This window comes from Shewanella sp. NKUCC06_TVS, from assembly GCF_019345515.1.
Classification (GTDB): domain Bacteria; phylum Pseudomonadota; class Gammaproteobacteria; order Enterobacterales; family Shewanellaceae; genus Shewanella; species Shewanella oncorhynchi.
Window position 1 is genome coordinate 128,767 of sequence record NZ_JAHKQX010000008.1, and the last position, 26,211, is coordinate 154,977.

The 26,211-nt window shown below is 46.3% G+C and carries 25 protein-coding genes; 11 read left to right on the plus strand and 14 right to left on the minus strand.

Translation table 11 applies throughout. The features are described 5' to 3' along the window. Window positions 1-215: 215 nt before the first annotated feature. Both KO531_RS10875 and KO531_RS10880 read right to left on the minus strand, forming a co-directional pair. On the minus strand, window positions 216-1,793 hold the full coding sequence (locus tag KO531_RS10875; RefSeq protein ID WP_219251178.1) for an ABC transporter ATP-binding protein: 1,578 nt from the start codon (window positions 1,791-1,793) through the stop codon (window positions 216-218). After that, entirely contained in the window at window positions 1,790-3,391 is a 1,602-nt protein-coding gene (locus KO531_RS10880) for an ABC transporter ATP-binding protein (protein WP_219251179.1), read from the minus strand. The genes KO531_RS10875 and KO531_RS10880 overlap by 4 nt, the downstream gene beginning before the upstream one ends. A 319-nt stretch (window positions 3,392-3,710) precedes the next feature. On the opposite strand from KO531_RS10880, the gene KO531_RS10885 reads away from it, so the two are divergent. From KO531_RS10885 to KO531_RS10920, 9 genes are all read left to right on the plus strand, one after another. Continuing rightward, window positions 3,711-5,828: a TonB-dependent receptor gene (locus KO531_RS10885; protein ID WP_219251180.1), complete on the plus strand. Its 2,118-nt coding sequence runs from the start codon at window positions 3,711-3,713 to the stop codon at window positions 5,826-5,828. A gap of 92 nt (window positions 5,829-5,920) precedes the next feature. Beyond that, window positions 5,921-6,631, plus strand: coding sequence for a TetR/AcrR family transcriptional regulator (locus tag KO531_RS10890; RefSeq protein WP_219251181.1), 711 nt, complete (start codon window positions 5,921-5,923; stop codon window positions 6,629-6,631). 105 nt (window positions 6,632-6,736) lie between these two features. Next, complete coding sequence (locus KO531_RS10895) at window positions 6,737-7,645, plus strand: iron chelate uptake ABC transporter family permease subunit (protein ID WP_346345245.1); 909 nt, start codon at window positions 6,737-6,739, stop codon at window positions 7,643-7,645. Further along, window positions 7,642-8,592 (plus strand): iron chelate uptake ABC transporter family permease subunit, encoded by a 951-nt coding sequence (locus KO531_RS10900; protein ID WP_219251182.1) that lies wholly within the window; start codon window positions 7,642-7,644, stop codon window positions 8,590-8,592. Before KO531_RS10895 ends, KO531_RS10900 begins: the two co-directional genes overlap by 4 nt. After that, window positions 8,589-9,371 (plus strand): ATP-binding cassette domain-containing protein, encoded by a 783-nt coding sequence (locus KO531_RS10905; protein ID WP_219251183.1) that lies wholly within the window; start codon window positions 8,589-8,591, stop codon window positions 9,369-9,371. The genes KO531_RS10900 and KO531_RS10905 overlap by 4 nt, the downstream gene beginning before the upstream one ends. Continuing rightward, window positions 9,368-10,369, plus strand: coding sequence for a siderophore ABC transporter substrate-binding protein (locus KO531_RS10910; RefSeq protein WP_346345244.1), 1,002 nt, complete (start codon window positions 9,368-9,370; stop codon window positions 10,367-10,369). The genes KO531_RS10905 and KO531_RS10910 overlap by 4 nt, the downstream gene beginning before the upstream one ends. Window positions 10,370-10,523: 154 nt before the next feature. Next, a complete protein-coding gene (locus KO531_RS22420) occupies window positions 10,524-10,814 on the plus strand; it encodes a DUF2607 family protein (RefSeq protein WP_028761491.1) in 291 nt (96 codons plus the stop codon). A gap of 85 nt (window positions 10,815-10,899) precedes the next feature. Beyond that, complete coding sequence (locus KO531_RS10915; RefSeq protein ID WP_219251184.1) at window positions 10,900-13,071, plus strand: TonB-dependent siderophore receptor; 2,172 nt, start codon at window positions 10,900-10,902, stop codon at window positions 13,069-13,071. After that, window positions 13,061-14,317 carry a heparan-alpha-glucosaminide N-acetyltransferase domain-containing protein gene (locus KO531_RS10920; RefSeq protein ID WP_219251185.1) on the plus strand — a complete coding sequence of 419 codons (1,257 nt, stop codon included), beginning with the start codon at window positions 13,061-13,063 and terminating at the stop codon, window positions 14,315-14,317. The genes KO531_RS10915 and KO531_RS10920 overlap by 11 nt, the downstream gene beginning before the upstream one ends. Window positions 14,318-14,410: 93 nt before the next feature. Here the strand turns inward: KO531_RS10920 and dpsA are convergent, their stop codons facing one another. After that, window positions 14,411-14,878, minus strand: a complete 468-nt coding sequence (gene dpsA / locus KO531_RS10925; RefSeq protein WP_028761488.1) for a DNA starvation/stationary phase protection protein DpsA — start codon at window positions 14,876-14,878, stop codon at window positions 14,411-14,413. Between the two features lie 243 nt (window positions 14,879-15,121). Between dpsA and KO531_RS10930 the strand changes: the two genes are divergently transcribed. Both KO531_RS10930 and rimI read left to right on the plus strand, forming a co-directional pair. Beyond that, entirely contained in the window at window positions 15,122-15,487 is a 366-nt protein-coding gene (locus tag KO531_RS10930; RefSeq protein WP_219251186.1) for a hypothetical protein, read from the plus strand. A 155-nt stretch (window positions 15,488-15,642) separates the two neighbouring features. Continuing rightward, window positions 15,643-16,122 carry a ribosomal protein S18-alanine N-acetyltransferase gene (gene rimI / locus KO531_RS10935; RefSeq protein ID WP_251068927.1) on the plus strand — a complete coding sequence of 160 codons (480 nt, stop codon included), beginning with the start codon at window positions 15,643-15,645 and terminating at the stop codon, window positions 16,120-16,122. Between the two features lie 176 nt (window positions 16,123-16,298). On the opposite strand, the gene lipA is transcribed toward rimI, so the two are convergent. From lipA to nadD, 11 genes are all read right to left on the minus strand, one after another. Then, entirely contained in the window at window positions 16,299-17,264 is a 966-nt protein-coding gene (gene lipA, locus KO531_RS10940; protein ID WP_028761485.1) for a lipoyl synthase, read from the minus strand. Continuing rightward, a complete protein-coding gene (gene lipB, locus KO531_RS10945) occupies window positions 17,261-17,914 on the minus strand; it encodes a lipoyl(octanoyl) transferase LipB (protein WP_028761484.1) in 654 nt (217 codons plus the stop codon). The genes lipA and lipB overlap by 4 nt, the downstream gene beginning before the upstream one ends. Window positions 17,915-18,007: 93 nt before the next feature. Continuing rightward, window positions 18,008-18,274, minus strand: coding sequence for a DUF493 family protein YbeD (gene ybeD / locus KO531_RS10950; RefSeq protein ID WP_006082758.1), 267 nt, complete (start codon window positions 18,272-18,274; stop codon window positions 18,008-18,010). A gap of 118 nt (window positions 18,275-18,392) precedes the next feature. Then, complete coding sequence (locus KO531_RS10955) at window positions 18,393-19,568, minus strand: serine hydrolase (RefSeq protein ID WP_028761483.1); 1,176 nt, start codon at window positions 19,566-19,568, stop codon at window positions 18,393-18,395. A 141-nt stretch (window positions 19,569-19,709) separates the two neighbouring features. Continuing rightward, window positions 19,710-20,555: a septal ring lytic transglycosylase RlpA family protein gene (locus KO531_RS10960; protein WP_219251188.1), complete on the minus strand. Its 846-nt coding sequence runs from the start codon at window positions 20,553-20,555 to the stop codon at window positions 19,710-19,712. Next, window positions 20,539-21,615, minus strand: coding sequence for a lytic murein transglycosylase B (gene mltB, locus KO531_RS10965; RefSeq protein ID WP_219251189.1), 1,077 nt, complete (start codon window positions 21,613-21,615; stop codon window positions 20,539-20,541). Before mltB ends, KO531_RS10960 begins: the two co-directional genes overlap by 17 nt. A 16-nt stretch (window positions 21,616-21,631) precedes the next feature. Beyond that, on the minus strand, window positions 21,632-22,738 hold the full coding sequence (gene rodA, locus KO531_RS10970; RefSeq protein WP_028761480.1) for a rod shape-determining protein RodA: 1,107 nt from the start codon (window positions 22,736-22,738) through the stop codon (window positions 21,632-21,634). Continuing rightward, on the minus strand, window positions 22,735-24,591 hold the full coding sequence (gene mrdA, locus KO531_RS10975; protein ID WP_131523225.1) for a penicillin-binding protein 2: 1,857 nt from the start codon (window positions 24,589-24,591) through the stop codon (window positions 22,735-22,737). The genes rodA and mrdA overlap by 4 nt, the downstream gene beginning before the upstream one ends. A 61-nt stretch (window positions 24,592-24,652) precedes the next feature. Continuing rightward, window positions 24,653-25,123, minus strand: a complete 471-nt coding sequence (gene rlmH, locus KO531_RS10980; protein WP_006082752.1) for a 23S rRNA (pseudouridine(1915)-N(3))-methyltransferase RlmH — start codon at window positions 25,121-25,123, stop codon at window positions 24,653-24,655. Then, window positions 25,123-25,452 carry a ribosome silencing factor gene (gene rsfS, locus KO531_RS10985; RefSeq protein WP_006082751.1) on the minus strand — a complete coding sequence of 110 codons (330 nt, stop codon included), beginning with the start codon at window positions 25,450-25,452 and terminating at the stop codon, window positions 25,123-25,125. Before rsfS ends, rlmH begins: the two co-directional genes overlap by 1 nt. Before the next feature lie 107 nt (window positions 25,453-25,559). Beyond that, a complete protein-coding gene (gene nadD / locus KO531_RS10990) occupies window positions 25,560-26,210 on the minus strand; it encodes a nicotinate-nucleotide adenylyltransferase (RefSeq protein ID WP_219251190.1) in 651 nt (216 codons plus the stop codon). Window position 26,211: the final 1 nt, after the last annotated feature.

Here is a 26,211-nt window from a genome sequence, read left to right on the forward strand (position 1 = left end):
TGCTTTGATTCGGTGAGCATTATGCCAACAAGGCTTGGTCGGTTCTACAGCAATGCTCATCTTCTTTGCACGAGCAATAACTGCAGCCGAAATGATTCATGTCATTTCGGCTGCAGTATATAACTCATTGAGATGTGGTCAGTAACGAAAAATTAATCACTGTAATCTGTGTCAGATATCTGTAATTCAGTTTTTTAATGCGTAGAAAGCCGATCTTACTTTGAGGCAAGTGATTGATGAAATTCTATTATCTTGGTTGGCTGCCAAAGTGATTGGTTTCGGTGCGAAACTAAAACTAATGTACAACTCTGTTCGCAAATAGCCTTGGCTACACGCTTTTCTGTCTCCTCATCCAATGCCGAGGTGGCCTCATCCATTATCAGAATCGGCGCATTTTTGATAAGCGCGCGTGCTAAGGCAAGCCTTTGGCGTTCCCCTCCCGATAACCCTGCGCCTTGCAGGCCGACTTCTTGGTAAATGCCCAGTTCTGATCTGTCTAATACTTCATCCAATGCCATTTGACGTGCCGTTTTATCTACGGCTTGATCGTCGGCATCAGGGTTACCAATACGAATGTTACTGGCAATGGTGCCGGTAAAGATGAGTGGATCCTGTGGCACATAGGCGAAAAAGCGGGCAAGTTCAGCGGCGGGGATTGACGTGAGTGACACCTTGCCCAAAGTGATCAGGCCTAGAGTGGGATCATCAAAGCGCATCAATAACTTAAGTAAGCTGGTTTTACCTGACCCGCTCGGGCCGCTAATCAGTACGCGTTCACTTGGCTCGATAGTGGTATTGATATTTTGCACAGCAGGGGGAAATGTTACGTTATTCAGTTCGATTGTATGATTGTTCGGTGTCTTTTGTTGCGCTTGGCTTGGCTCTTTGAGCGTTGGCGCATGAGTCGCTTGTCGATAGTGTTTAATAGCCGCTAGCTGATCATTAATGCCTATTGCCGCCACGGCGAGAGTCTCAAGTGGCGCCGCCGCGCGCATGGTCAACATCAAGACAGCGAGCAGCATTGGCGTATTGTTTATACCGGATAGCACCAGATAGAGTGCCATGCCTGCAATAGGTAAAAAGCTGGCGATAGCCGACAGTAATGTTGCTATGGCAGCGGCGCGATTAGTTCGTTCCAGTGCGATTTCTTGTGTTTGCCAGTTTTGCTCCAATCGTGTTGTTGCGCCGCTATATCCTGCTGCTGTGCGCAGTAACTCTAAGTGGTCGATCAGTTCAAGGGTTGACTGATCTGCTGCCAATTCAGTGTTGTTTCGGTCCATATCTGCGCGGGCAAGGGCTCGTTGCGCCATACTCTGAATCACAAATGACACGAGCAACAAGCTAGCCAACATCAGTACCAGTGGCATGCCACCGAGCAATCCTATGCCAAAGGTAATGCAGAGCGGAATAAGCGGTGCATGAATAAATACCTGAAATTGATGTGCCGGAATACTCATAAAGCCAGGAATACTCCGAGAGACAGTTTCTATGAGTAGTGTCCTGACACTCGGTGTAAACCAAGAGAGTTTAGCTTGTTGCATGGTCGTGCCTAATGCACTGTAGAGCGCATTGGCCAGCCTTGCGCCAGCCCAAAAACCTGAACGCGAAGCCAGTATTGTGGTGAGTATGGTTATTGCGGCAATCGATAGCAGTTTTTGCGGTGATTGCTGCTGAGTCATGGCTAAAGCCAGTTGAATGTAGCATGCCGCTTCCAATATGGCCGCCACAGCCCAACCGCAGGCAACAGGTATTAAGTGCTTTATGGCTGCGTAATCTTGGGGACGATTTATCATTGGCCTTCTCCTTCCCTGTGATGATGTTTGAGTGCGAGCTTGTCATCCGCCAGCTCGGCAAGCGTTAAGTCATGGGTGACCATCACAATCGTTTTGTGGTTTGTTTTTGCGTGATGGCGTAGTGCTGTGAACACGTTAAACGCCGTTTCGCTGTCTAGGGCCGATGTGGGTTCATCAAGCAATATCACCCTAGCGGGTGAAAGAAACACACGGGCAAGGTTGACGCGCTGTATTTCACCGCCAGACAGTGTGCTTGCATGAGTAGTTAAGGATTTATCCAATTGCGCGCAGTGTAATGCTGCTAAGTAATCCTCATCCGTGGCATCAGGTGCGGTGAGTGCGAGATTGTCCGCGATGGAGGTTGCCAGTAGTCCCGCACTTTGTGGTAATAGCATGATCGCGCGATTAATCGAGGCTTCATCCATCTCATTGAGTGCAATACCAGCGAGTCGAATATCTCCGGCATTTAGCAGCTCCATGCCAGCTAATAAGCGCAGTAATGTGGATTTGCCAACACCACTGATCCCTGTAACTGCCGTCACTCTGTCAGATCTAAATTGATAGTTAATGGGCACAGATTGATTGCTTGTAGACAGTGAAGGCACAACATTCGTGAGGGTGAGCGGCATAGGTGTATTAAGCTCAATATTGCCGTTACCAACAGGAACTCTCGATTGCTCAAGAAAATCCGTTAGCCGCTGAGCGGCAGCGCGGCCCGTGGCAAGATAATCAAGCCCATGCCCGAGCTTTAGGGCTGGCATGACTATGGCCAGACTGAAGAACAAGGCGGCAGCAAGGTTTTCTGGGGGCCATTCATACCCGATGGAATAGACAATGGCAAAAGTACAAACTGCCTGCAGTAGTGATGTGGCCACGGCGACTGAAGTTGATACCTTGCTTACCCGCTCAATGATCTCCTCAATAAAATGCTTAGTTGCCTTTTGGTAATCGGCCATGGCACCAGTTTGTGCGCCATAAATGCGAAATACAGGCGCACCACGGGCGTAGTCATCCACCGCGGCAGTGATATTTCCCATCACATTGACTCGTGCTTCACCCTGTTTTGCAGCAAGCCTTGGGATCACCACCAAATAGAAAAGCGCTGCGACTAGGCCTGGTATAAGGGCAAGTAATGCCACTAAGCCCGCACTTAAGATCAGCAAACCAATAGTGATGGCAGGGACAATGATAAAGGTCGCTAGCTCAGAGGGTAAATGCGCGATCATATGATGCAATGACGCTATGTCATCGACCATTAATCGCTTTAACTTTTCGCCCTTATATTTTGCCAAGGTACTTGGTGGCAACCTGACAAGATGCGCTGCAACATGACGCCTTAATCTTCCAGAAAATTGCGCCTCAGCATTGTGGTTAACCCAAGATGCGCCAGCTGATAGCAACGCTGACACTAACCCAAATATGAGCGCCCCCGCTAACCATAGCGAGTGATGACCAGCAATAAGTTGAATCATGCACCAGAGTGCACCTAGTGTCGTCACGCCAGCACCTGCCGCTAGCAGCATTCCGAAAGTGAGTGCGGGAATCGCCGGACGTAGGGCGAAGGCTAATGTTGAAGTGGGACTGAAAAGTCGCTGCATTTTAATGTTCACCTAAAAAATCGAAGTGGAACAGGCTGGGCTTCGGTCTGGAAAGTGTGATTAACACAAGGCCAATGAAGCGATGAAGTCTTGATATTGCAGAGTAAAAAATAGTCTGAGTGCCAGAGTTTATGGGCAAATGAACATCCACGAGCCAAATTCCTTGTTTCATAAAAATTGAACCGCCATGAGATGGCGACCATATTAAGCGGTCATTTTTATTTATCAACACAGTGTTGATAAATTTTTTGAGCGGCGATAATATAATTGATAACTATTCTCATTGGCAACAGATCTTTCGTATAAGGAGTTATTACACATGCCCCGATTTGGTAAGTTTTACCCACAATCAAAGTGGGTTATCGGTTCTCTTGCGCTGGGGCTTAGCGCTATTTCAGGCTCAACTATTGCTGACAGTGGAACTGCTCCAGATAAGCAATCCAAGCAACAAGATGCAGCGGGAAATATTGAAGTCATCACAGTTTACGGTCAGAAAATCGAGCGGACGCTGAAGGAAACGGCGAGCTCAGTGACAGTGATCACTGAAGAACAGTTGAGGAAAAATGCCGACCAATTAACAATTTCTGAAATTCTCGGCGGTACGCCAAACTTAATTTATGCCGGAAATACCGATGCGCCCATTATCCGCGGTACGGATACCAAAGGGCCTGTTGCAGCGGGTAATGCCTACTTATCTAAGCCTGTGCCGGGTGCAACTATCAGTGTGGATGGTAAATATCTGAGCCCCGCAGAACTGGATTTAGGCGCCGCAGGCGTGTGGGATGTGTCGTCTATTGAAGTCTACCGTGGTCCGCAAACGACCAGTCAAGGAGCCAACAGTATTGCTGGCGCCGTAGTCATCCATACCCATAACCCCACTTATACGCCAGAATTTGCAGCGCAAGCACTTTATGGCAGTCGGAATAAGCAGCGTTTTTCGGCTATGGCATCTGGTGCGCTAAGTAATGACTTTGCCGCAAGAATTAGCGCAGATTACAGCGCTAGAGATACCTTTGTTGATTACGTTAACCCAGAGTTTACTGCCCATGATTTAGATTTTGAGTTTAAAAACCAAAATCTACGGGCGAAGTTGTTATGGGAACCCGAAAAATACAGCAACTTTTCCGCCATGCTGACTTATTCCTCAACTGAGGCTAAACGTCCCAGAAACGAGGTGGTATCAGAACCCTATGATGACTTAGAAAATCGTTCAATTTTTCAGGATAATCAAGAAGTCAGTAATCATGTCGGGATTTTTGATCTTGAATATGTGTTCGACAATGGGATGAAGTTACATAACCAACTGCAGTATTCAGAAGGGCAGTTTGATTATCGATTTGCAGCACCTTATCAAGGGATCGCAAAACGAGATAATGAAAACTTTTCGAATGATATAAGGCTGAACTTTGGTGACAAGAGTTCAGAGTTTAGTGGGGTTACCGGTGTCTTCTACTGGGATGATAAAACCAACAACAAGCTGAACAACGTATTTGGTAATGCCGACGCCGACCTGAGACATACCAGTTTTGCCCCCTACGGTGAAGTTATATGGCGCTTCTCACCTAAGTGGGCATTCACCAGCGCACTTCGTTATCAGTCTGATGAAATTAGCCACGATGGTATTGCTAGCTACATCCCAAACGTGCGCCATCAATATGAAGAGACATTTACGGCTTTATTACCTAAGGTTGCCCTGTCCTATGATCTGACAGATAACGTCTTAATCGGCGCTATGATCAGTGAAGGTAACATTCCAGGGGGCACAGGTATTAACTTCCGCGGTGGCGAATATTATACATTCGATGCCGAATCGGCATGGAACTATGAACTTTTTACCCGTATCGATCTGCTTGAACAACGCTTGATCATAAATAGCAATCTCTTTTACACCCGCTTTAAAGATTCACAACGTTCAGTTACTGACTACCTCGATGGACGACCCTTTGGTTCTGTCATTATTAATGCTGATGAAGCGCAAAGCTATGGGATTGAATTAGATTGGAACTTTAAAGTTGCCGATAGTTTTAGTCTATATGGTGGGCTGGGTTTACTTGAAACTGAGATAAGTGAATTTAATGACTACCGTGGCGAGGAGTTTGTCGGCAACGAGTTTAGTAAAGCGCCGGGATATATGTTCAATATAGGGTTTGACTATTCAATTACGGACACTATCAAAGTGAGCGGTGATGTGCGCCATACGGATGGATACTTTTCAACGGATACCAATGAGCCAGAGTTAAGAGTGGGATCTTACACAACGGTAAACCTGAATTCTTCCTATCAAATCAACCAATATTTTGAAGCCTTTGTTTATGCACGCAATTTGCTGGATGAACGTGCACCCGTGGCAAAAATGGCTGACAGAAGTACCGGAGGCGTGGATGCATATTTACTTGAACCTCGAGAAATAGGCGTAGGCGTTAGGGCGAAGTTTTAGCGGCTAGCTTCTACCCGCGGTATTGGGTATTGCCATGCAGCGGGTAGCAAGAGCGGTTAGAATGGCTTTTTTGCCTTGGAAACTTTATCGATATGACACAAGTACCGGATCAACCTAATCAAAAACGCCAGCGTGGTAGACCAAGCCGTATTTCCCGTGAGGCTATCGCCAGAGCTGCGTTGGAGATTGGGGTTGATCAAGCGACCATCCCTGCTATAGCCGCGCATTTAAAGGTCGATCATTCTTCCCTCTACCATCACGTAGCAGGTCGGAATGATGTTATCTCCATTGCTGCTGAGCTTGCAATTAATGAGCTGGACTGGCGAGCGCCAGCGGCCACAGATTGGCGGAGCGAATTGATCATATTGACCGATGCCATTTGGGCACTCTATGAGCGTCATCCTGGCCTCGCTGAGTCTATCCATCAGGCCAGTGTTACGCCATCATCGGGTATACGTTCTTTTGCTGAATCGGTCGAAAAGCTGCAACGCAAAGGCTTCTCCCTCGATGAGGCCGTGCTTGCCGTTGATATTTTAGTTGACATGGTAGGGGAGTGCTTTTTGGGATGGTGGTCAACCACTAAACCAGAAGCCGATGGTCGGACACGTAAAGAGCGAATTATCGCAATTTGGGAAGATGAAGCCACCAAGCTCCCTGATAAAGCTGAGCAGATAAATGCGATGGTAGACATCATGAAGGTGGGCGCCCGCAAATGGTGGGAGCGAAAACGTGACTTAGTGTTAGCGGGTATTGCCGTTACCCATGCCCAAAAGGCAGGGGGATCCGATAAGGCTCAAACATAGCGCGTCGATATGAAAACCTCATAGCGGCTGCAGATTAGTACAAGATTTATTGCGTATAGGAAGTATCAGTTTGTGAAGGTGGTTTATGCACTGACGTGCTTTTTTGTGCTTTGTTTTGCCTCATTGCTGCTAGGCGCAAAGTATGCATCTGTAACGCAGATGCTGATGTTATCGGATGATGTCTGGTTGGTGTTATCTGCGAGTCGCTTGCCGCGGCTCTTTGCCTTGATTTGCTCAGGTGTAGGGCTCGCTGTCTGTGGTGTGATATTGCAGCAGATTGTGCAAAACAAGTTTGTTGAACCTGCTACTTGTGGCGGGCTTGATGCCGCCAAACTAGGCATATTAATTTCAATCATTCATGCCCCGAGTATGGGGGGCACCGCCAGAATGTTGGGGGCTTTAGTTTTTTGCTTGCTTGCGAGCTTAGCCTTTATTCTGATTATTCGTGGTATTCGGTATAAGAGTCCGGTGCTCATTCCAATTATTGGGATTATGTTTGGCAGTGTACTCAGTGCGATAGCGGAACTTTATGCATATCAAAACAATATGATGCAGAGTATGCAGGGATGGATGTTGGGTGATTTTTCAAAAATCGTGCAAGGTAACTACGAAATCATCTATCTGATCCTTCCCGTAGTCATACTGACCTACCTTTATGCACAGCGCTTTACCATTGTAGGAATGGGCGAAGGCTTGGCTACCACACTCGGCCTGAGTTATTTCAACCTAGTTATCTTAGGGTTAGTGCTGGTTTCCCTGACCATAGCGACCACAGTTATCACAGTCGGGAGCATTCCATTTATTGGTTTGATTATTCCTAATCTTGTCGCTATGCGTTACGGCGATAATTTAAAACGCACCTTGCCTATTATCGCCTTTGCTGGCGCAACGCTACTGATTATCTGTGACTTACTTGGTCGACTTATTTTGTATCCTTTTGAAATTCCTATAGGTCTAACGGCGAGCTGTTTAGGTGGACTCATATTTTTAGTTATCGTTTGGAAAATCAAATGAAAGACAGTGCATGGCGTTTTTTGAGCTGGGGGCTGCCTATTATGTTGGCAGTCACATTTTTATTGATGGGCTCAGGCTTTGATTTTGACTATGTCATACCGAATCGATTGGTGCGTTTGGGCACTATTTGCCTTGGTGGTGTCTGTATTGCGTTTTCTTCGATATTGTTTCAGACCTTAGCCGGAAATCGCATTTTAACGCCATCTATCATGGGGTATGAAGGGGTGTACTTGATTTTGCAGGTATTGTTGATCCTTATCTTAGGGACGGGCAGCAGTATTCTGATCACCGCTAACAGCAATTTCTTTGTCTCAGTTGTGGTGATGTTGCTTTACTCAATGGCGATTCACCACTGGCTATTTAGTGGAGATCGACATGATGTGTTCTTCCTACTGCTTGTGGGCTTAGTGCTCACTGTGGTGTTAGGCAGTTTTACTCAGTTAATCCAATATTCTATCAGTCCAGGTGAGTTTTCTATTTTCCAGAGCTACAGCTTAGCGTCGTTCAACCGCGCTCAACCAGAGCAATTGCTTATCTCTCTAGTACTTGTCAGTGCCGTGTGTATTGCCGCTTGGAGAGTGCGTGCTGTACTTGATGTATTACTGATGGGGCGGGAGCAAGCTATCTCTCTTGGTATTGATTATCAAAAAGTGGTGCGCCTGCTATTGGGTCTTATCGCGGTATTGGTCGCAATATCAACCAGTTTAGTGGGGCCGACTGCTTTTATGGGGATATTTGTCGCGAACATGGCCTATGCACTGGCAAGGCATCCGTCGCACTCATTTACTTTGATAACAGGATGCGCCGTTGCTATCTCGGTTTTTCTGATCGCGCAAATGCTTGTTGAGCATCTGTTTAATTATCAAACCAGTGTTGGGCTGTTAATTAATCTATTTTGTGGCGCCTATTTCTTTGTCTTAATTCTTAAACCTCGGAGCGCAGTGTGATAACCGTCAATAACTTATATCAGTCTTATGGCGCGAAACCTGTGCTAAAAAATGTCACTGCACAATTTCCAGAACATCAGATGACTTCTCTCATCGGCCCTAACGGTGCCGGCAAAAGTACCTTACTGATGTCGATTGGTCGGTTACTGAATATCCAGCAGGGCGAGGTATTACTCAAAGGTACTGCTATCCACAATATTCCCTTGAAGGATTATGCCAAGCAAGTGGCAACCATGCGTCAGTTTAACAGCCTCAATTTACGCCTGACGGTCAGGGAGTTAGTGGCATTTGGTCGTTTTCCCTATAGCCAAGGGGCACTCACAAAGGAAGATCATCGCGCCATTGATGAAGCGCTGTCGTTTTTAGCTTTACAGTCATTAGCCAATGTATTTATTGATGAACTTAGCGGCGGACAACGCCAAATGGCTTTTCTGGCAATGGCGATTGCGCAGCAAACGGATTATTTATTGTTAGATGAACCGCTCAACAATCTGGATATGAAACATGCCGTTAGCATAATGCGGGCACTTCGCCATCTGTGTGACGATTACAAACGAACGGTAGTGTTAGTGGTTCACGATATCAATTTTGCGGCTAACTACTCCGACTATATTGTCGGCATGAAGCAAGGCGTTGTGCACTGCGCTGGACCCGTTGAAGAGGTCGTCACAGCGCGAAGGTTAAAAGCACTGTACGAACTGGATCTTGAGGTGCTGAAAACGAGTCAAGGAACTGTATGTAACTATTTCAACTTCAACTTACAAGGAGAATACAAGTGACGTCGAAATGTAAAAGCGGTACTAAAGTGATGGCGATTCTGTTATTTAGCTCGGCTTTTTTGCTGGCCTGCGACAATAAAACCGAATCAGTACAACTTGCATCATTGGATACGAGTGCTTCAACGGCTGAGTTGGATTTTGCCCCGATAGAGGTAGAGCATAAGCTGGGCACTGCTGTTATTACAAAACGGCCAGTACGCGTTGCCGCCTTAGATATGAATGAAGTCGACTATCTCGAACAGTTGGGTGTTCCGATTGTCGGCATGCCAAAGGATTTTGTTCCTTACTACCTGAAAGACTACAGCAACAATAGTGATATTGTTGATTTAGGTGCTATCGTTCAACCCAATATGGAACGTATTTATGCACTTAAACCCGATTTGGTGCTGATGTCATCCGTTCAAGCTAGTCATTATCAAGCGCTTTCCAATTTGGCTCCGACCATTCATTTGGATATTGATTACCAAGACAGCAACAGCGATTACTTTGATATAGTCACAAAACACTTATTGATGCTGGGTAAATTATTCGATAAGCAAACCTTGGCAAAACATAAAGTGGATGAACTGGAAACTAAGATCCAAGCCGCCAGAATGGTGATTAAGGACAGGCCAGAAAAAGCCTTGGTGGTGCTACATAATAATGGCGCTTTTCGATTTTTAGGTATTCGTTCACGCTATGGGTTTATTTACAGTGCGCTAGGGGTGAAACCTGCCAGCTTATCAGAGCAGATGGGATTGCACGGTCAACCTGTATCAAGCGAGTTTATTCTTGAAAACAATCCCGACATCATTTACGTGGTAGACAGAACCGCAGTGATGGAGCGAAGCCCCGTATTGGATAAACAGTCCATAGATAACCCTCTCTTGCGTGAGACCAATGCTTGGAAGACGGGGAATGTTATTTTTGTGGATCCAGAGGCTTGGTATATCACAGGTGCGGGCATAACATCCCTTAATATCATGATTGATGATGTGTTAAAGGGTTATGTAAAGTAGCAGGCTGCAAATAGTCTATGGACGGCATAGCTAATGACTCATGGGATAAGTTACCTCTTGTAACATTTAAGCCCTACGGCTTAGGTAAATCGGTTTGCAACTTTAGTAGTGCTTAACATACAATCGCCTGCCAAATTATCTGAGGAAGTAGGGTTTGAATAGTGTGATACAAACAAGACGCACCCTAGCAATATGGCTTGCTGCCATATTGGTGCTATTGTCTGTTGCCATTGCTGTTCACAGTGTTTCCCATGCTAGTGAAGACTCTAAGGCCAATTGTTCGCTGTGCTTACATCAGCACCAGTTGCAACATGCGCTAACCAGTACACCCTTTCATTTTCAACTCGCTCAGCAGGGTTATATCTCGGTTGAGTTTCAGGCCGTTTCCTTTAAGCGACCTTTTAGTCGTTTCTTCAATAGTCGTGCTCCGCCCATAACAGCATAAGTTACTGTTTATTCAATTTATCTTAATTAACTTTGAGCGCCTTGGCTTAGCTAAGGCGCCGATGCTGTTTGTTTCCGGAGTGAAAATGACTTCTTTTTATGTCCCTAAGCGCACTGCGCTATTGCTGGGCGCCTTGTTTGTGCTCAATCCTATTTCAATGTTGTTGGCCGCAGAAAGCAGTCAATCGAGTTCACAAGCTATTGATACTGTGAGTGACGCAGTGCTTGACACTGACATTGAACGTTTAAGTATCCACTATCGCCAAGCCTATCGTGGCAATGTGTCCTCAACTGAACTTCCCCAAGCGATCAGTGTGTTAGACGAGCAATTGATAAAAGATGCGGGGCTGACGCGGTTTCAAGATGTACTGGACTATTCCGCGAGTGTGGCGCGGCAAAACAATGGCGGTGGTTTATGGGATAGTTTTTCCCTACGCGGCTTTCCGGGCAATGAAAACATGCCATCGGGGTATTTAATCAATGGCTTTAATGGTGGCCGAGGTTTTAGTGGTCATAGAGATTTATCAAACGTTGCCTATGTCGAGATTTTAAAAGGCCCAGGTTCGGCACTTTATGGCCGCTCGGAACCCGGTGGCACAGTTAATATCGTCACTAAGAAACCCCAATATGAAACCAGTGGTTATTTAAAAGCATCGGCTGGGAGTTTCGACCAATATCGGTTAGAAGGTGATGTGACCTCAGGTTTAACCGATAACTTGGCATTTCGGATTAATGGCGCTTGGCAGGAACACGATAGTTTTCGTGATTATGTGTTTAGCGATAAAAAAATCGTTACGCCGTCTATGCGTTGGCAGATTTCCGAAAAAGCTTCCTTGCTGTATGAAATGGAATACCTCAAGCAGGAACAGCTATTCGATCGCGGTATTATTGTGCTCAATAACGATATTAATACCGTACCCCGCTCGCGTTATTTAGGTGAGCCTAATGATGGCGCAACGGAGGTGAATGCCACAGGGCATCAGCTGACCTATGACTATGAATTAAATGATGATTGGTCATTAACTGCTGGCTATAACTACCGAGACTCTAGCTTGAAGGGTTATTCGTCTGATGCTGAGTTAGTAAAGGGGCGGCAATCGCTATTTGATGATGGTCGCACGCTGACTAGGCAGCACAGATATCGTGACTACGCCTCTGAGGACAATTCGCTGCGTCTAGAGTTAAGTGGTCATGTGGATACGGGTTTTATTCGTCATAATTTGCTGCTCGGTGCCGATGCCTATCACTACAATTTGAAGACGGGACTGTATCGTTATCGGGGCAAAAAAGGTGAATACGCCATCGATATCTATACCCCTCAATACGGTGGGCCTCAGCCAGAGGTGAGTTTGTTGTATGAGAATAACGAGACTCAAAAGGCGTGGGGGACCTATCTGCAAGATCAAATGGATTTAACTGAAAAGTGGAAGCTGCACCTCGGGCTAAGGTTCGATAGTTATCAGCAAGATATCAGTGAAGTCGCGAAAGATACTCTGTCAGAGCAAACCGATAGTCGAGTCAGCCCCAAGGTGGGTCTGGTGTATTTATGGTCCGATGCCTTAAGTTTCTATAGCTCTTATTCTGAAGGCTTTTTACCGCTTTCTGGAACTGACTTTGCGGGTAAGCCCTTCGAAGCGGAAGAGAGTCAGTCGGTTGAACTGGGGATGAAGTTTAATGGTACTTGGTTAAACGATCTTCCGATAAACGGTAGTTTAGCCGTGTTCGATGCGCAAAAGAGCAATATCTTGACCTCAGATCCTATCAATGTTGGTTTTTCTGCCACCTTAGGTAAAGCTAAAAGTAGCGGGGTTGAACTCGATTTAGCCGCCGAACTGACGGAGGATTTACAAGCAAAATTATCCTATGCCTATCTTAATACCCGTACCGCCAATGACAGCTTGAATCCTGATTGGGGCGTGCTCATTCCTGCAGGCAGTCCACTGGTGAATGTGCCAAAGCATACCGCGAGTGTGATTCTGAAACAGGATTTGAATAGGCTTTCTATTGATGGTCATCTAGGGCTTAGCTGGCGTTATGTGGATTCGCGCCTCGGCGATTCTGCCGATCCTAGTTTTCAATTGCCTTCTTATCAGTTACTTGGGTTGTTTATGAACACCCACTTAAGCGACAACTTAAGCCTTGGAGTGAATCTGGATAACTTACTGGATGAACATTACATCGCGAGTAGCTATTCCGCTCTTTGGGCCGTGCCGGGTGAGCCACGTAGCATTAAAGTGAGTGTCAGCTATGAATTCTAATATCAGTGCTAACCCAGCGTTATCTTCAGGTTTTGCCGAGCAAGAACTGGGTCGTTCTATTGGCCGCACCCGGATTAATAGTATCGATATGATGCGCGGCGCCGTGATGCTTATCATGTTACTCGACCATGTGCGGGAGCGGTTTTTCTTTCACATGCAGGTGAGCGATCCTATGGATTTGAGTTCGACCTCTTGGGGGCTTTTTGTGAGTCGCTTTGCCGCCCATTTTTGTGCGCCGGTCTTTGTGTTCTTAACCGGGGTTTCTGCATGGCTTTATGCCAATCGTAGCCATGGCGAGCCACGTTCAGCACGTATGTTTTTGATTAAACGCGGGCTTTTTTTAATCGCGCTGGAAATTTTAGTGATTAACGTCTCTAACCTCTCTTGGATGGTCAGCTATTACACCCTCTGGTTACAGGTGATTTGGGTGATTGGCCTGAGTATGTTAGCGCTCGCTGCGCTGATAAACCTGCCTAGACCTTGGATGGCCCTTTTAGGATTTGCGATTGTTTTTGGCCATAATCTGTTGACGCCAATTAGTTTTCAGCCCAATGAGTGGGCTTACGGTCTGTGGACCATATTGCACGACCGCGGTTATCTCGTCAGCGAAGGTGCGCTTAGGGTTAAGGTGAGTTATCCCGTGCTGCCTTGGATTGGGGTGATTTTACTGGGTTATGTTGCAGGGCCACTTTTTAGTAATAAACCGAACGGAAGCCATCTTGATGCATCGGCTCGCCAGCAAAAGCTGTTGTTTTTAGGGATCAGCTGTTGGGTACTTTTTGCGGTACTACGTGGGTTTAACCTTTATGGCGAAACCTTGCCTTGGCAGTCGGGAGCAGATTTGGGTGAAACCTTGATGTCGGTATTCAATTTAACGAAATACCCGCCATCATTAAGCTTTTTACTGGTGACCTTAGGCGGCATGTTCTTTTGCTTAGTGGCCTTTGAGCGGTATTTTGCATCAAGTGGGAAAGTGGGTGGGAGATTAGCGCGAGTGGGCCATGGGTTGTCTGTGTTTGGCTCAGTCCCTATGTTTTTCTATATCTTACATTTGTACGTGCTGTTACTGCTTTATACTTTAGCGAAATTCATCTTTGGCGCAAACCATGGTGAGTACTTTGGCGTGAGCAATATAGGATGGGTTTGGTTCATTGCGGGCGTGTTAGCCATCGCATTATATTATCCCGTTAAGCGATTTAGCGAGTATAAAAAGCACAGCACTCAGGCTTGGATTAAGTACCTCTAATCTATTCTGTTTGATCAAGCTTTAAAGGCAAAAGTCGCCAAGTGTTTACTTGGCGACTTTTTGCTTTGGTCAGAGCAATAATCTATTTAGCGATTATTCTGCGAGTAAGCTGCGTAACATCCAAGCGTTTTTCTCATGCAGTTGGATGCGCTGGGTGAGTAAGTCCGCAGTCGCTTCATCATTCGCTTGATTCACCAGCGGATACAAGGCTCTGGCATTGCGGATCACTAGCTCCTGATCGCTTAATAGTTCGCGGATCATGGTTTCGGCTTGAGTGACACCTTGATCTTCTTTTATCTCAGTTAGCGCGGCATAGGCTGAATATGAGCCGAGTGCTCTGGCGCCTAATGCACGTACACGCTCTGCGATAAGGTCGACCGCAAGGGCAAGTTCGGTATACTGCTGTTCAAATAGCAAGTGTAAGCTAGTGAACATTGGGCCAGTAACGTTCCAGTGAAAGCTATGGGTCTTAAGGTAAAGACTGTAGCTGTCGGCCAATAGTTGGTTTAGCCCTGCGGCGATTTCTTCTCTGTGAGCTTGATTGATACCTATGTTAATCATGGCGTTTTCCTTCTATTGTCTTACTGAGTGTGTTTAGTCTAATCTTCTGATATTAAATGTAAAATGAGTAAATTAGATTTTGTAAATCTATAAATTCGATTGAACTTTCGAGTGTTAAATCTCGTAAGCGATAAAGCCAGATATCATCTCCTTTCGCCGTGCCGCAGTAACAATGCCATGGCAGAACTGCTATCCTAGCGGCATATTGTGAGTCGATACTTTAATTGAATAAAACTGACCCTAATGAATAAATCAGCCTATTTAACCGCCATGAATGTGACAACTTGGCGAGTGCGCGACACTAAGGTGAAACCTTATTTAGTGATTTGGGATGAAAATGGTGAGTTACCAGAAGCAGAGCCGCTTATTGACGCTGTGCTAACGCTTATCAACATAAAGCGGGACGAATGTGATTTTGACTGTGAGCCCCATACGGGTAAACAGATCGTTTGGGATCTGCGACGTCACAAAGTCAGGCCACGTACCGCATGGTTAGTGTCTGAGCCGTTGGCTGATTTATTGGTGGGTTGGCAGGCTAAAAGCGCGCTCTGGCAGCAGATTTACCAATGGCGCGACCAAGTTAGCGGCCAAGCTCCAAGCAAGTCTTAAGCTTTACTCGTAAATACATTAATAACCAATACTTTGGAATACCGGCGTTGAACATCCCACCAGTAGATAGTCTATTCACAACACCATTCGCAGCACAATTGACAGCAGGTTTGCCTGTTGAGCTTGTGGCTCTCACGCTTGAAGATGTTCCCCAAATGGCGCAGCTTGAATCCTTGGCCCATAGCCATCCCATGAGCGAGGGGAATCTTGCCGATTGTTTTGGTCACTTGTACCGTGTCCTAGGTTTAAAGCTGAGTGCTCACTTAGAGGTAGATGCAAATACTGAGGCAAATATTGACGTCGCTTCGGATTCAGATACTTATCACATCGAAGGACTCTTAGGGTTTGCGATAGTGCAGCAAATTATCGATGAAGTGACTTTATTGGATATTTGCCTATTACCGAGTCAGCAGGGCAAAGGTTACGGTAAGTTATTACTCAAGGCTGTGATGGCATCGGCCAAAGTATCGGGCGCTGTGGTGCTTATGTTAGAAGTGCGAGAGTCTAATCTCGCCGCCCGTGCTTTATATCAAAAGGCTGGCTTTATTGAATCGGGACATCGCAAAGGTTACTACCCGATAGAGGGCGGTAAAGAAGATGCTATCTTGATGGATTTAGCGATAACCCAAGAATGAGTCGAGCATTAGCATTCATGTCGTAAAACGACAGCTATACGAACCATTTTTCATAAATAACAGCCATAAACAACTGTCATAAAAACAGCCAATAAAAAACAGCGCCTAAGCGCTGTTTTTCTATTGGAATAACCCTGAACTCTACATCACTTGAGCTCTGCATCTAAGCAAGAAGGTTATTTCACTTCTTTACCTTGGGCCTGCAAGTCTGCATGGTAGCTTGAGCGCACTAATGGGCCACAGGCTGCATGGGTAAAACCTAACTCATCGGCTAAGGCTTTAAGCTCGTCAAACTCTGCTGGTGGCACATAACGTTCAACCGGCAAATGGAACTTAGACGGCTGTAGGTATTGGCCTAAGGTCAGCATTTCAACTTTATGTTCTCGCAGATCACGCAGTACTTGAGCGATCTCTTCGTTGGTTTCACCCAGTCCCATCATCAGGCCTGATTTAGTGGGCACATTGGGATGACGTTCTTTAAAGCGTTTTAGCAGATCGAGCGACCATTGGTAATTCGCACCTGGGCGCGCTTTACGATAATGCATGGGCGCCGTTTCTAAGTTGTGGTTAAACACATCAGGCGGCTCAGTCGATAAAATATCTAAGGCAGCATCGATACGACCACGGAAATCAGGCACTAAGGTTTCGATCTTGATGTCAGGATTTAGTTTGCGGATCTCACGAATACAATCGGCAAAATGCTGGGCGCCACCATCACGTAAATCGTCACGATCTACAGAGGTAATCACCACATATTTCAGCTTCATATCGCGGATAGTTTGCGCCAATTTAACTGGCTCTTCAGCATCAGGCTTAAGCGGACGACCATGGGCCACGTCGCAGAATGGGCAACGACGAGTACAAATCGCACCCAAAATCATAAAGGTTGCTGTGCCGTGGTTGAAGCATTCCGCGAGGTTAGGGCAAGAGGCTTCTTCACAGACAGAGTGCAGGCCATTTTTACGCAGCGCTTGCTTGATGTCTAAAATGCGTTGATTCGATGCCGGCAGTTTAACCCGTAACCAATCGGGTTTACGCAACATAGTGTCGCGCTCTGATGGGACGATTTTGACCGGAATACGAGACACTTTATCGGCATCTCTTAGTTTTACTCCGGGTTGTAAACGTTCAGGCCTATTCATGACGCTGCTAATCCTTGATGATGAACTAGGTGTTGATAGCCCAGTAATTGGCTAAAAGTAATAGTAAGTTGCTCGCCCGCTTCAATCACGGTTTGTGGTCCGCCAAGTGCTTTGCATTGCACCATTTCAAGACCGGCATAACCACAAGGGTTGATGCGGCGAAATGGTGCTAAATCCATATCGACATTAAGGGCTAATCCATGGAATGAACAGCCTTTACGAATGCGTAATCCGAGGGAGGCAATTTTACGTTCATCCACATATACACCCGGCGCATCGGCCTTGGCATAAGCGTTAATGTCGTACTTGGCGAGCATATCGACAATGCTTTGCTCTATATGAGTAACGAGTTGACGCACGCCGACTTTACTACGTTTTATGTCGAGAAGAGGATATACCACTAGTTGTCCAGGGCCGTGGTAAGTGACTTGGCCACCACGGTCCACTTGGATCACAGGAATATCGCCAGCATTCAAAATATGCTCGCTTTTACCAGCTTGGCCTTGGGTAAACACGGGTGGGTGTTCTACTATCCACAGCTCATCTGGGCTCTCACTATTACGCGTGTCAGTGTAATGCTGCATAGCATGCCACACTGATTCGTAATCTTGTTTTCCAAGATGCCGAATGTGCAAAGTCGTGTCTTGCAAGGGCAACCTCTCCCCTTAGAATTGAGTGGCGCTATTATACGCCTCTTGGTCATAAATGTAAGACAGATCACATTTCATGGCCTTGAGGAATATTTATAGTACGCGGCGTACGCCTTCGATAGCGGCAAGTTCAGTGTACAAAATTTCGATATGGTCTTTGCTTGTCACTGTCACGCGGATAGTAATGGAGTGATAGCTACCTTTGCTCGACGTTTTTGTCGAAGGTGAATAATCACCCGGTGCATGTTTTTGTACCACAGCCACGACTTTGTCAGTTAGCGTTTCGTGGGCTTCACCGACGACCTTAAAAGGAAATGCGCAGGGAAAATCCATCAGTTCATCAAATTTAGTGTCTAACATACTCAGTACTCTTAGCGGCTATATTGGGATATATGGTGGCGATTATACCCGATTCAAGGGCGATGCACTCCCCAAAAAATAAAGCCACCCTAAGGTGGCTTTATTTATGGGACTTAGCTTAGCTAAACCATCCAGAAAACATCTGTTTAAAGTAATCGACTAATTTACTAAACCAGCTACCTTCGTTGACTTCTTGCAACGTCACCAGTGGGAACTGGGCAATGTCTTTACCATCAAGTTGGAAGAATAGACGGCCTACAGTTTCACCTTTTTTCAACGGTGCATCTAATGGCTTAGTCAATTCGAAGTTTGCTTTCAAGTCTTTACCGCGGCCACGGCTGATTGTAATAGGTGTATCAGTTGCGACGCCTAAATCAACAGTGCTCTTGTCACCGTACCATATCTGTTGGGTTGTGAAGCTATCACCCGCTTTGTAAGGCGTGACAGTTTCAAAGAAACGGAAGCCATAGGTCAGTAACTTTTTACTTTCAGCTTTACGGGCTGATTCACTTTGAGTACCCAGAACCACAGAAATCAAACGCATGCCGTCTTTGGTTGCAGATGCTACTAAGTTGTAACCTGCCCCAGAGGTGTGGCCTGTCTTGATACCGTCTACGCTCATGCTGTTATCCCACAACAAACCATTACGGTTATATTGTTTGATACCGTTGAAGGTATAAAATTTTTCGCTATAGATGCGGTATTCTTCAGGAACGTCGCGGATTAAGGCTGCACCTAACAATGCCATATCATAGGCAGTTGTTTTGTGGTTTTCTGAGTCTAAGCCATGGGAGTTTTCGAAGTAGCTATCACGCATACCCAGCTGTTTTGTCCATGAGTTCATCATGTCAACGAAGGCGCCTTCGGTGCCAGCGATATGCTCTGCCATAGCCACACACGCATCGTTACCCGATTGGATGATGATACCGCGGTTTAAATCCCCGACTTTAACGGTAGTTCCGACTTCAATGAACATCTTCGAGGAGTCAGAGAAGTTTTTAGACCAGGCATTTTTACTGATAGTCACATCATCATCGACCGAGACATTGCCCGCTTTGATTTCTTGACCTATGACATAGCTGGTCATCATTTTAGTTAGGCTGGCTGGGTTAAGGCTTTCATAAGCGTTACTCTCAGCGATAATCTGGCCCGAATTATAATCCATCAAGACGAAAGCCTTGGCGGCCACTGCTGGTGCATCAGGTGTAATAATAGGCTGCGCAGCATAAACGGGGAGAGACACACTGGAAATTAGCAGCAATGTTTTAATGGGACTTTTTACAAAATTCATCATTAACTTGGCACGTCTTTTGGTTGTATTAAATGGAAAGGATTCGAGAAGATCTCCAACAGTGTACCACTTTCTGACTGTGGGTTTTAGTGAAGGTTCCTTCATCTCTATTTTTAAATCAATTCAGGTCCGAGCAAACAGTCATTACTCATGGACTATATAGCCCTCAGGAAAGCCATTTTGCTGGACGTTATTGAGCAGTTTGTCTGCTAATTCAGGTTGGCCTATGGGACCGAGCTGTAGTCTAAACATATTGTTTGCGGCTTGTACACGGGTCTTTACCTGATATTTTCGCTCCAGATTTTTCGCCATGGTATTGAGTTTGGCTTTATCTTTCGATGCGACTAACTGAATGTAATGATTACCTGTATCTTGCGCGCTGGCAATAGCCGAATTAGTGGCCGCGACACTGCCGACATACACCACATCGAGTTTGATCCGCGCGGTTCCTTTGCCGAGCATGCCGAGTTTATAGGCGGCGGCGTAGGAGACGTCGAGAATACGGTCTGAGTGGAATGGCCCGCGATCGTTGATACGAATGATCACTTGCTTATTGTTATCTAAGTTAGTGATCCGAGCATAACTTGGCAGTGGCAGCGTTTTATGGGCACCTGACATGGAATACATGTCATAGGGTTCGCCATTGGATGTCTCATAGCCATGAAATTTTTCACCGTACCATGAGGCACGGCCCGTTTCACTAAAACCTTGGCCTGTGTTCATCACAGTGTAAGACTCGCCGTAAACCGTATAGGGCTTGTTACCGCGGCGACTATAGGGCTCGTACTTAGGCGTGGCATTTGGCACATGATCCACATTGGGTGGATTGAGTGGCAGCTTGTCATTCTTTAGCGAATAGCGCCCCTTGTTGGGGTCCATATTTTTTTTGTTTGTGCTGGAGCTAGCTTGGTTTGGGCTCGAAGAACACGCAACAAGTGTGAAGCACGCAACCAAAACGACAAGCTGTAAAAGATTATTTTTTAGCGGCATGTTGTTCCTTTAATTGTTGGCTAAATTGATAAACGGCCATTGAATACAAAGGACTGCGATTATAGCGAGTGATTACATAAAAATTGTTTAAGCCAAGCCAATAATCATCGTGATCGGCTTGTTCCAGTTTAATGAGTAAGGCTTTTTGCGAGACATCCAAGTCCCTCGCATCAGCCAATGACAAGGCTGGCGTTAGAATATTGGCGACTTTATAATTGAGCTTTTCGCCTGCCCATACTTTCGCTTTTGGCGCTGTTTGGCTGCTATTGACCAGCGGCAAAGCAACGGGTGCATTGGCTTGCCAACCGTGTTCATGGAAATAATTGGCGACACTGCCAATCGCATCCTCTGGGCTTTGCAATAAATCGCGGTTACCACTGTTATCGAAATCGACGGCGTAATGGCGGTAACTTGAGGGAATAAACTGTCCATAACCCATGGCACCCGCATAGGAGCCTTTGAGGGTATTGATATCTAAGTGCTCTTCTTTGACTAATTTCATCAACTCACCAAATTCCTTGCGGAAAAAGGTGGCGCGAGGCGGATAGTGAAAACCTAAGGTATAGAGGGAATCAATTACAGGGTAATTACCTGTGAACTGGCCGTAAAAGGTTTCAATCCCAATAATGGCAACGATAATCTGTGGGTCGACTTGGTACTTAGCCGCCGCTTTAGCAATGGTTTTCTCGTGTTTTTTCCAAAAAGCGAGCCCAGCATCAAGACGTTTTTCTGTTAAAAAAATCGGGTAATACACATGCCAAGGTTTTGCTTCCCATGGACGGGTCATCGCATCGATAACCCCTTGGTTGTATTTTGCTTTGTCTAGAAAAGCGAGCACTTCTGTCCGAGTAAAACCTTGTTTTACTTGAGCTTGGATAAACTCTTCTTTGAGCTCAGCGGGAGTTGCGGGTACTAGTACTTTATTCACTGCGGGAGCCACTGGGGTGCTTGAAGCGGGTGCCTGCGCGGGTGTCGGTTCATTTACCGTAGTGCATGCGACTAAGCATGAACTTAAACACAGTAAACCGAGTGGAGCCAAATAAGCTCGGAGAGTAGGCATAAAAAAGTCCCTAAAATTATCTATCTACGAAACGTCTATGGGTATGAATGCTCATAAGAATGCCAAACCCTGTCATCAATGTCAGCATGGAGGTTCCACCATAACTGACAAGGGGCAGTGGTACACCTACCACGGGCAGGATACCTGAAACCATGCCAATATTCACAAAAACATAAACGAAAAACGTCAGCGTGATACTGCCAGCCAGTAGACGAGCGAAACTGGTTTGTGCGCGGGAGGCGATGACTAACCCACGCCCTATGATGTAAAGGTACATAATTAACAGTAAGATACTGCCAATTAAACCAAATTCTTCACCGATCACCGCAAAGATAAAGTCGGTATGGCGCTCGGGAATAAACTCAAGCTGTGATTGAGTGCCTTCGAGCCAACCTTTGCCCCAAAGTCCACCTGAGCCGATAGCGATTTTCGACTGGATAATGTGATAACCCGCGCCGAGGGGATCTTGCTCTGGATCGAGCAAGGTTAATACCCGCGTTCTTTGGTAATCGTGCATCAAGAAATACCAAAGGATAGGCAGGAAGGCGAGTACTGCTGCGATAAAGCTGCCAACAATGATCCAGCTCATACCCGATAAAAACAGCACAAAAATCCCCGATGCAGCCACCAAAATTGAGGTGCCTAAGTCGGGTTGTTTAGCGATCAATAGGGTTGGTACGAGTAAAATCACTCCTGCGCCAGCGAGGTAACGTTTCTTGGGGGGAAGAGGGAACTTACTGATATACCAAGCCATTGTGATGGGGAAGGCGAGTTTAATAAGCTCTGAGGGTTGGAACTCCATAAAGCCTAAGTTCAACCAGCGCTGCGCGCCTTTATTGATTTCACCAAAAAAGTGTACCCCAAGCAGCAAGACAACCCCCGCAAGATAAATGGGTAATGCCCAACGTTTAAGCGCTTCAGGATTGATTTGTGCCATGGTAAACATGATGCCTAGCGACAACACCATACGGAATAGTTGTCGTTCCATCATCTCTAAATCTGCACCGCTGGCAGAATAGATGACAAACAGGCCAAAGCCCATCACAGCTAATAGTCCGAGCAATAATGGCAAGTCTATGTGCAAGCGTTGCCAGATGTTTTGATATTGGCTATGGGTACTCATGGTATGGGTTTCCAAGTATCTCTAAGCATATATTCATCGAGCATAGCTCGAGCGACTGGGCCAGCATTTGCGCCGCCCCAACCTGCGTTTTCCATCACGACGGCGAGGACGATTTTAGGATCCTCGAAGGGCGCATAGGCCACAACTAAAGCATTATCGCGGAAATGTTCGGCAATTTTACTGGCATCGTATTTCGTATTTTCCGCCACGCCAATGACCTGTGCAGTACCGGTTTTCATTGCGGCAGTGTAAGTGGCATCGGTAAAGCGTGACTTATTTGCAGTTTGGCGCATAGCTTCGTTGATGATGTTCCAGTTACGGGGATTTTTAAGTTCAATTGGCGGTAACTCATTAATCGGTGAGTCAATTTTGGCAGTATTGTCTTTAATGGATCTCAGCAGATGTGGCGGGAGACGGCGGCCTTTGTTGGCCATAATCCCAACGGCATTAGCGAGTTGTAATGGCGTTGCCGTCCAATAACCTTGGCCAATACCGACGGAAATGGTGTCGCCTATATACCAAGCTTGATTGTACTTTAAGCGTTTCCATTCCTTGGATGGCATATTGCCAGCCGATTCTTCAAAGATATCAATCCCTGTATTTTGGCCAAAGCCAAATTGTTCCATAAAGCGGGCGATATGATCGACACCGACCTTATAGGCTAACTCATAGAAAAAGGTATCGCAGGATTCTACAATCGCGCTATAAACGTTGACCCAGCCATGCCCCCAGCGTTTCCAGTCGCGGTATTTACGTTCAACACCAGGTATTTGCCAAAAACCGGGATCCCACACTCGGGTACTCTCGCTAATGGCTTTCTCATCAAGGCCTAACAGTGCGAGGTGAGGCTTGATGGTAGACGCAGGTGCATATTGACCTTGAGTCGCGCGATTGATCAAAGGACGGGATTTATCATTGAGTAACGCACTGTAATCTTTACTATTAATGCCTTGTACAAACTGGTTTGGATCATAGCTTGGGCTCGATACCATAGCTAATACTCCACCGTCACGGGGATCGATGGCAACAATAGAACCACGCAGACCTGTGAGTAGTTCCACCGCTTTTTGTTGCAGCTTGAGATCTAAGGTGAGGTAAATATCTTGCCCCGGCTCTGGCGGAACAATTTTTAAGGTGCGAATGGCGCGGCCGCGGTTGTTCACTTCTTCTTCTAAGTGTCCGGGTTTACCATGCAGCAAAGATTCATAAAATTTTTCAATGCCTTGCTTACCAATGTCTTTGGTTGCCGCATAGTTTTTCCACAGATCGCTGCGTTCAAGTTGGGCGCGATCTCGGGTGTTAATTTTGCCTACATAGCCCAGCACATGAGTGATTTGCGCGCCGTAGGGATAGTTACGTTTAAGACCCGCTTCGACCGAAATACCCGGAAATCTGTGTTGGTTAACACTAAAAATGGCCACTTGTTCTTCGGTGAGCTGGTTTTTCAGTGTTAGCGGTTTGAAACGGCGATGAAATTTCAGGGCGTCAGTAAAGGTTTCGCGCTCGTCATCGCTGATCTCAATTAACTTGCCGAGTTCATCTAAGGTCTCTGACATGTTACTGATTTTTTCGGGTACGAGATCGAGGGAATAAAAGGGTAAATTTTCAGCTAAAAGTATGCCGTTGCGATCGTAAATGAGACCACGACTAGGGGCAATTGGAACAACACGGATGCGATTATCATTTGAGCGAGTTGCATAATCTTTATAGGATTCAACCTGTAAATGATAAAGGTTGGTGACTAATACGCAAAATAGAGCGAAAACGCAAAAAAAAGTGAAAAGCGCCCTGCGCTTAAAAAGAGACGCCTCGGCGGCGTGATCATGCATTGTTATCCGCTTTTTTGGCGACACTTATGCTATCTCCGGCTGATCCCATGACGGGTGGTTGACACTCGTTAACATCAAGATCCCGCTATTCTCTATGGTAGGGGTGATTCGTGTTCACGCTCCACGCGCGGTACAAACTTTCGGCAACCACCACCCGTACGAGTGGGTGAGGTAAGGTTAATGCCGATAGACACCAACTTTGGTTTGCCGCTTCTTTGCAAGCTGGTGCTAATCCTTCAGGTCCACCAATCAGTAAACTGACGTCGCGACCATCGAGTTGCCATTTAGTCAGTGCGGTTGCTAGCTCGGGGGTCGTCCAGTTTTTGCCGGGGAGATCTAAGCTAACAATATGATTGCCTTTGGGAATGGCCGCCAACATTTGTTCGCCTTCTTTTTGAAGTATCCGGACAATGTCGGCATTTTTCCCCCGCTTTCCAGCGGGTATTTCGATAAGCTCCAGCGCCATATCACGGGGAAAACGGCGCTGGTATTCTTCGAAACCACGGGTAACCCAATCGGGCATCCGTGTTCCTACTGCGATGAGCTGTAACTTCATCAGTCTTGCTTTTCTGACCAGAGCTTTTCAAGCTGGTAGAAATCACGGGTTTGATCTTGCATAACGTGCAGGATCACATCGCCCATGTCCACAAGAACCCATTCGCTGCTTTCGCGGCCTTCAACACCTAAAGGTGGAATACCGGCTTTTTTCGCTTCAACCACAAGGTTTTCGGCGATAGCTTTAACGTGAGTCTTTGATGTACCTGAACATATGACCATGTAGTCAGTGATGTTAGATTGCTTGCTGACATCCAGAACAACAACGTCTCTGGCTTTCAAGTCGTCGATCTTGTCGACAACAAACTGTTTTAATTCCGCGCTCTGCACGCTGGCGTACCTCATTAATTTTAAATAGCGCGGTAGTATACCAGTGTTGCTGCTGGGAATACATTGTCATTGGCAGTTGAGTTGGCGATATCTGCTTACGGTTCGAGCTAAGGTAAGTAAAGTCGTTGATTTTTGATGTAATCTAGCGTGACGGGCATGAGTAAATCGGCGGGCATTTCGCCTTTTGCCAGTTGTTCACGAATGAGCGTCGAGGAAATATCCTGTGGTGTAATCGCTACAGGGAAAATCTGCCCACAGTTTTTATGGACACAGCTAGTACGACCTTCGTCTGTCCCTTGGGGCGCTTGACTGCGGGCCGTCAATATCTGCTGCATAGGATGTTCTGCATCGAGCTGCCAACCCGGGCGCTGGCAGACAACGAGATGGGCAAAGTCGAATAGGCGTTGCCACTCATACCAGCTTTTTAATTGGAGGAAAGAGTCCATCCCCATGATAAAAAACAGCTCGTCTTCCGGATGTAAGGCTTTCAGTTGCTCAAGCGTCACAACTGTGTAGGAAGGCGTGTCGCGTTTAGCTTCGATGTCGCACAGTGCAAATCCGTCGAGTTGCTGACAGACATCAGCTACCATTTTGAGGCGCTGTGTTGTGGTTAAGTTCGGCTGCTGTTTATGGGGCGGAATATGGTTCGGCATCAGCAGGATTTTATCCAAGGCTAATGCTTGCTTCACTTCAATTGCGGGACGGATATGACCATAGTGTATCGGGTCGAAAGTGCCGCCTAAAATACCAATACGCATA

Bases quoted from the DNA above. Each gene is read 5' to 3' on its own strand.
- KO531_RS10930 (WP_219251186.1), top strand. From the start codon at position 15,122: ATGAATAAATCAGCCTATTTAACCGCCATGAATGTGACAACTTGGCGA.
- ybeD (WP_006082758.1), bottom strand. From the start codon at position 18,274: ATGTTAGACACTAAATTTGATGAACTGATGGATTTTCCCTGCGCATTT.
- lipA (WP_028761485.1), bottom strand. From the start codon at position 17,264: ATGAATAGGCCTGAACGTTTACAACCCGGAGTAAAACTAAGAGATGCC.
- KO531_RS10890 (WP_219251181.1), top strand. From the start codon at position 5,921: ATGACACAAGTACCGGATCAACCTAATCAAAAACGCCAGCGTGGTAGA.
- KO531_RS10915 (WP_219251184.1), top strand. From the start codon at position 10,900: ATGACTTCTTTTTATGTCCCTAAGCGCACTGCGCTATTGCTGGGCGCC.
- rlmH (WP_006082752.1), bottom strand. From the start codon at position 25,123: ATGAAGTTACAGCTCATCGCAGTAGGAACACGGATGCCCGATTGGGTT.
- KO531_RS10960 (WP_219251188.1), bottom strand. From the start codon at position 20,555: ATGCCGCTAAAAAATAATCTTTTACAGCTTGTCGTTTTGGTTGCGTGC.
- KO531_RS10955 (WP_028761483.1), bottom strand. From the start codon at position 19,568: ATGATGAATTTTGTAAAAAGTCCCATTAAAACATTGCTGCTAATTTCC.
- rodA (WP_028761480.1), bottom strand. From the start codon at position 22,738: ATGAGTACCCATAGCCAATATCAAAACATCTGGCAACGCTTGCACATA.
- nadD (WP_219251190.1), bottom strand. From the start codon at position 26,210: ATGCGTATTGGTATTTTAGGCGGCACTTTCGACCCGATACACTATGGT.
- KO531_RS10885 (WP_219251180.1), top strand. From the start codon at position 3,711: ATGCCCCGATTTGGTAAGTTTTACCCACAATCAAAGTGGGTTATCGGT.
- KO531_RS10875 (WP_219251178.1), bottom strand. From the start codon at position 1,793: ATGATAAATCGTCCCCAAGATTACGCAGCCATAAAGCACTTAATACCT.
- KO531_RS10920 (WP_219251185.1), top strand. From the start codon at position 13,061: ATGAATTCTAATATCAGTGCTAACCCAGCGTTATCTTCAGGTTTTGCC.
- rimI (WP_251068927.1), top strand. From the start codon at position 15,643: ATGGCGCAGCTTGAATCCTTGGCCCATAGCCATCCCATGAGCGAGGGG.
- mltB (WP_219251189.1), bottom strand. From the start codon at position 21,615: ATGCCTACTCTCCGAGCTTATTTGGCTCCACTCGGTTTACTGTGTTTA.
- KO531_RS10900 (WP_219251182.1), top strand. From the start codon at position 7,642: ATGAAAGACAGTGCATGGCGTTTTTTGAGCTGGGGGCTGCCTATTATG.
- dpsA (WP_028761488.1), bottom strand. From the start codon at position 14,878: ATGATTAACATAGGTATCAATCAAGCTCACAGAGAAGAAATCGCCGCA.
- KO531_RS10880 (WP_219251179.1), bottom strand. From the start codon at position 3,391: ATGCAGCGACTTTTCAGTCCCACTTCAACATTAGCCTTCGCCCTACGT.